Annotated in this window: 5 protein-coding genes; 4 read left to right on the forward strand and 1 reads right to left on the reverse strand. The window is 68.8% G+C overall.

Annotation, left to right across the window (positions count from 1 at the left end):
• Window positions 1-1,053: 1,053 nt before the first annotated feature.
• The gene (locus ACNPM4_RS19615) at window positions 1,054-1,746 is read left to right on the forward strand and encodes a M23 family metallopeptidase (RefSeq protein ID WP_448986883.1); all 693 of its coding nucleotides are present in this window, start codon (window positions 1,054-1,056) and stop codon (window positions 1,744-1,746) included.
• A gap of 52 nt (window positions 1,747-1,798) precedes the next feature.
• Here the strand turns inward: ACNPM4_RS19615 and ACNPM4_RS19620 are convergent, their stop codons facing one another.
• Window positions 1,799-3,250, reverse strand: a complete 1,452-nt coding sequence (locus ACNPM4_RS19620) for a gamma-aminobutyraldehyde dehydrogenase (protein ID WP_448986880.1) — start codon at window positions 3,248-3,250, stop codon at window positions 1,799-1,801.
• A 100-nt stretch (window positions 3,251-3,350) separates the two neighbouring features.
• Here ACNPM4_RS19620 and ACNPM4_RS19625 point away from each other — a divergent pair, with 100 nt between their 5' ends.
• The 3 genes from ACNPM4_RS19625 to ACNPM4_RS19635 all read left to right on the forward strand — a co-directional run.
• Window positions 3,351-3,818 (forward strand): Lrp/AsnC family transcriptional regulator, encoded by a 468-nt coding sequence (locus ACNPM4_RS19625; protein WP_029262144.1) that lies wholly within the window; start codon window positions 3,351-3,353, stop codon window positions 3,816-3,818.
• Window positions 3,819-3,846: 28 nt separating this feature from the next.
• Window positions 3,847-5,250: an NAD(P)/FAD-dependent oxidoreductase gene (locus ACNPM4_RS19630; RefSeq protein ID WP_448986881.1), complete on the forward strand. Its 1,404-nt coding sequence runs from the start codon at window positions 3,847-3,849 to the stop codon at window positions 5,248-5,250.
• The coding region (locus ACNPM4_RS19635) for a cupin domain-containing protein (protein ID WP_448986882.1) at window positions 5,247-5,497 on the forward strand (251 nt) is incomplete at its 3' end. The genes ACNPM4_RS19630 and ACNPM4_RS19635, both read left to right, overlap by 4 nt.

Here is a 5,497-nt window from a genome sequence, read left to right on the forward strand (position 1 = left end):
CCGACGCGACCGCCTCCACGACCACCGCCCCCACCCGCCGCTGCACCTCACCCGCGACCCGCAACAACCCCATCTTCTCGTCGTCACCGAGCCGGGCGATCACGTCAGAGCGCAGCACCGCATCCAGGTCAGCGACGACCTGGCCGAGCACCTCCGCGGGGTTGTTCATACCCCCCAGTCAACCCGGGACCACCGACATTCAGACCCCGACAACCCCAGTTCAGAGCAATATTCCGAAACACGCGAAACACCGACACGCCCTCCACAGAAACACCGACGCAACACTTGACCACACCGGCTAGAGCACGCCGCACTGCGACGCACGCAGACGCCCCCACCAGGGCAGAGTGTGAGTATCCACGTCGACACCGCACACACCGATGTCGCTGGAGACCGAGCATCCGTCGTCGAAATGACGTCGAGCATCCGCTCTTCGATTTGACGCTCACAGGTTCGCCAACTAAATTACAGATCGGTAACGGTGGCATCCGGGGGGATCGACCGCCGCGTACATCTGCCCTCCGGAAGGACTCCGTCACGAACTCCCTGCCACCCGAGCGCGCTCACGACGCCCCGGAAGCCCCCGAAGAAGCACCAGTCGCACCCCGCCCGCTGCTGCGGCGCGATCGGCGGAACTCCGCCCCCACGACTCCTGAAGCTCCCCGCGCGGCGGACGCGCCCTCGAACGCACAGCCTCCCCGCACGGCCGACGCATCCACCGCGACGCAGTCTCCCGTCGACGCGAGCACCGCCACCGCGACCGCGACCGCCACCGAGACGCAGTCTCCCGTCGACGCGAGCACCGCCACAGACGCGCAGTCTCCCGTCGACGCGAGCACACCCACAGACACGCAGTCTCCCGTCGGCGCGAGCAGCGCCGCCACGGACACCCCACGCCCGTCGCACCCGAAGGCCACCGGCACGCCCGGCCGCCCGCGGAGCCCGCGAGGGCGTCTCGCGCGAAAGCCCGCATCGTCTCCGGTCCGTCCCCGCCGCGCGAAGCGTCCGTGGGCGAAGGCCAAGGCGCTCGGCGCCACATTCGCGATCGGCGTGATGGTCACCGGCGCCGCACTGCCCGCACTCGCCACCGGGAGCGAAGGAGTCGTCGCCGGCGCCACCACCAGCCTCACCACTGCGGCCGCTGCCGATGCCGCGCAGTCCTACACGCCCACGTCGGCGTCCTCCTCGTCCTCGGACGAGATCCGTGCCGAGATCGCTCCGCGCGGGACCTTCTCGGCGACGACGCCCGAAGAGGTCGAAGAGACGCGCTCCCGTGCCGTCGCGGCCGCACTCGCTGCCGGCATGCCGCTCGGAAGCGCGGTCGACATCCCCATCGCCGATCGCATCGTCATGCCGATGGCAGACGGGACCTACTCGTTCACCGATGGCTTCGGCGCTTCCCGCCCGGGCCGGTCTCACCTCGGCCAGGACTTCGCTGCCGGCGTCGGCACGCCGATCAACGCCGCCATGAAGGGCTGCGTCTCCCGCTCCACCGAGAGCTACCAGGGCTACGGCGTGACGATTCAGATCGAGAGCATCGTCGACGGACAGGCCGTGAGCACCGTCTACTCGCACCTGAACTACGGAACCCGTGCGGTCGAGGTCGGCGACTGTGTCGACGAAGGTCAGTACATCGGCGACGTCGGATCGACCGGCTACGTGTTCGGCTCCTGCCTGCACTTCGAGGTCCACATCAACACCGTCGCCATCGACCCCATGCCCTGGCTCCAGACGCACGTGAGCTGACCCTCACACTCGAACCGTCGGCGCGTTGCGCGGGCTCTGCGGCCGCTGCCACTCAGTCGAGCGCGCTCATCACGTGCTTGATGCGGGTGTAGTCATCGAAGCCGTACTGCGAGAGGTCCTTGCCGTATCCGGAGTGCTTGAACCCGCCGTGGGGCATGTCCGACACGAACGGGATGTGCGTGTTGATCCACACGCAGCCGAAGTCGAGGTCGCGCGAGAACCGCATCGCCCTGGCATGATCCGTCGTCCATACCGACGCGGCGAGCGCATAGGGCACGTCGTTCGCCATCTCCAGCGCCTCGTCGTCGGATCCGAACGCCTGCACGGTCAGCACCGGACCGAAGATCTCGCCCTGCACGACCTCGTCGTCCTGCCGCACGCCCGACACGATCGTGGCCTCCCAGAAGTAGCCCCGGTCTCCCTGGCGGCGTCCGCCGGTCTCGACGGTCGCATGCGCCGGCAGGCGGTCGATGAAGCCCTGCACCTGAGCGAGCTGCGCCGCGCTGCTCAGCGGGCCGTACAGCACCCCCTCCTCGTGCGGTCCGCCGGTGCGCGCGTGCGTCTTCGCCCTGGCCACGAGCGCCGCGACGAGCTCGTCGTGCTGCGACTCGTGCACCAGCACCCGAGTGGCCGCCGTGCAGTCCTGGCCGCCGTTGAAGAAGGCCCCGGTGATGATCCCGTCGACAGCCTTCTCGAGCACGGCATCCGCGAACACGATCGCGGGCGCCTTGCCACCGAGTTCCAGGTGCACGCGCTTCACGTCGTTCGCCGCCGAGCGCGCCACCGCCATGCCCGCCCGTACCGAACCGGTGATCGCGACCATCTGCGGGGTCGGATGCTCGACCAGCGCCACACCCGTGTCGCGATCGCCCAGCACGACGTTCAGAGTGCCGGCCGGGGTATGCAGCGCGACGATCTCGGCGAGCAGAAGCGTGGTCAACGGCGTCGACTCCGCGGGCTTGAGCACGACCGTGTTCCCGGCGGCGAGCGCAGGCGCGATCTTCCAGACGGCCATGTTCAGCGGATAGTTCCACGGCGTCACCTGACCGATCACGCCGATCGGCTCCCGACGCACGAAGGAGGTATGTCCGGCGAGGTACTCCCCGGCGGCCCGGCCTTCGAGACTGCGGGCGGCACCGGCGAAGAAACGCAGCTGATCGACCGACTGCATGATCTCGTCGGCGACGAGGCTGGCGCGCGGCTTGCCGGTGTCCTGCGATTCCAGGTCGGCGAACTCCTCGGCCCGCGACTCCATCTCATCGGCGATGCGGAACAGCGCCAGCTGCCGATCGGCGGGCGTCGTGTCACGCCAGAGCGGGAAGGCCGCGGATGCCGCGGCATAGGCGTCGTCGACGTCGGCACCGTCGGAGATCGGCAGTTCGCCGTAGGCGGCTTCGGTGACAGGATCGAGGAGCGGCATCCGTTCCGTCCCGGACGCGGGCACGTAGCGACCGCCGATGAAGTTCTGCAACGGCGCGGAGTTCTTCAGAAGGGTGCGGGACATGCCGTCATGGTAGCGCGCAGCCTGCGGAATCGGAAGATATCGCCCGCGCACAGCGACTGAATCAGTTGCAGAATCAGGTGTTGACTGTCAATATCGATAGATGAGCCCCAAGCCTGCCCAGCCTGCACTGGACGACATCTCGAAGCGCATCGTCGAACTCCTGCAGGAGGACGGCCGCCGACCGTACGCCGAGATCGCGCGTGAGGTCGGGCTCAGCGAGGCGGCTGCTCGCCAGCGTGTGCAGCGGATGACCGAGGCCGGCATCATCCAGATCGTCGCGGTCACCGACCCGATGCAGCTCGGCTTCCACCGCATGTCGATGATCGGCATCCGCGTCTCCGGCGACCCCCGCGCGATCGCCGAAGAGCTCACCACGATCCCCGAGCTGGCCTACGTCGTCGTCACGCTCGGGACGTTCGACATCCTCGTCGAGGCCGTGTGCGAGGACGACGAGCACCTGATCACCCTCATCGCCACCCGCATCCGCACCATCCCGGGCATCGTCCACACCGAGAGCCTGCTCTACGCGGGCCTGTACAAAGACCTCTACAACTGGGGAACGCGCTGAGGCGCACCCCTGACGCATCGGAGTGATCATGGGAACCACCGTCTTCGAACGCCGTCGGCCGCCGCAGCGGGTCGTCGACGACTCCCTGCGCGACACCGCGCTCCGCGTGTTCTGGCTCGATGATGTCGATCGACCGACTCATCCGCGCCTGAACGGCACGGTCCGCGCCGACCTCGCGATCGTCGGCGGCGGCTACGCCGGACTGTGGACGGCCGTGCGCGCCAAAGAGCGCGACCCCGAGCGCCGCGTCGTCCTCCTGGAGGCGTCGCGGATCGCGTGGGCGGCATCCGGTCGCAACGGCGGCTTCTGCGAGTCAAGCCTCACCCACGGTCACGAGAACGGGGTCACCCGCTGGCCCGAGGAGATCGACCGGCTCGAGGAGCTGGGCCACGAGAACCTCGACGGCATCGAGCAGACCGTCGCACGCTACGGCATGGACGCGGAGTTCGAGCGCACCGGTCAGCTGGCCGTGGCGGTGGAGCCGCATCAGGTCGAGTGGCTCCGGGACGAACCGGGCTTCCTCGACCGCGAAGCCGTGCAGGCGGAGGTGCACTCCGAGACGTTCCTCGCCGGAGCCTGGGACCGCGAGGGCTCTGCCCTGGTGCACCCGGCCAAGCTGGGCGTCGAGCTGGCACGCGTCGCCGCAGACCTCGGCGTCGAGATCTACGAGCACAGCATCGTGCGCGCCATCGAAGGCGACGGCTCCGGTCCGATCACGCTGGTCACGCCGAACGGTCGGGTCGTGGCGGATGCCGTGGCCCTCGCCACCAACGTGTTCCCCTCGCTCCTCAAGCGCAACCGCCTGATGACCGTGCCGGTCTACGACTACGTGCTGATGACCGAGCCGCTCTCCGCCGAACAGCTCGCGTCGATCGGCTGGTCGAACCGCCAGGGCCTCGCCGACAGCGCGAACCAGTTCCACTACTACCGGCTCACCGCCGACAACCGCATCCTGTTCGGCGGCTACGACGCGGTCTACCACTACGGCGGCAAGGTGCGCCCCGAGTACGAGGACCGCATTGAGAGCCACCGCAAGCTCGCCTCGCACTTCTTCACGACCTTCCCGCAGTTGGAGGGCCTGCGCTTCACCCACCGCTGGGCCGGGGCGATCGACTCGTCGAGCCGTTTCTGCGCGTTCTTCGGTACCGCCCGCAAGGGCCGCGTCACCTATGCGACCGGCTTCACCGGACTGGGCGTCGGTGCTGCGCGCTTCGCGGCAGACGTCATGCTCGACACGCTGTCGGGCGCAGAGACCGAACGCACCGAGCTGCGGATGGTGCGCGAGAAGCCGATCCCGTTCCCGCCGGAGCCCGCCGCGTCGATCGGCGTGAACCTGGTGCGCGCAGCCATGAACCGGGCGGACCACAACGAGGGCAAGCGCAACCTCTTCCTCAAGACGCTCGACGCCGTCGGCATGGGCTTCGACTCGTGAACGCTCTCGCGGCGGGGACGGGGATGGATGCTCGTGGTCTCGCGCTCGCGCACGAGCCGTTGCCCGCTGAGGAGGTGCTCGCCGGCACCCCGACGACCGCCGTGCACGAGCTGGCGACGATCGGCGGGGTCGAGATCGGCGTGTGGGAGATGACCCCGGGCACCGCGACCGATACCGAGGCCGACGAGGTTTTCGTCGTGCTGAGCGGCCGCGCCACGATCTCGTTCGCCTCGCCGGGGCTGCCCGA

The sequence above is a fragment of the Microbacterium umsixpiens genome (genome assembly GCF_053543675.1).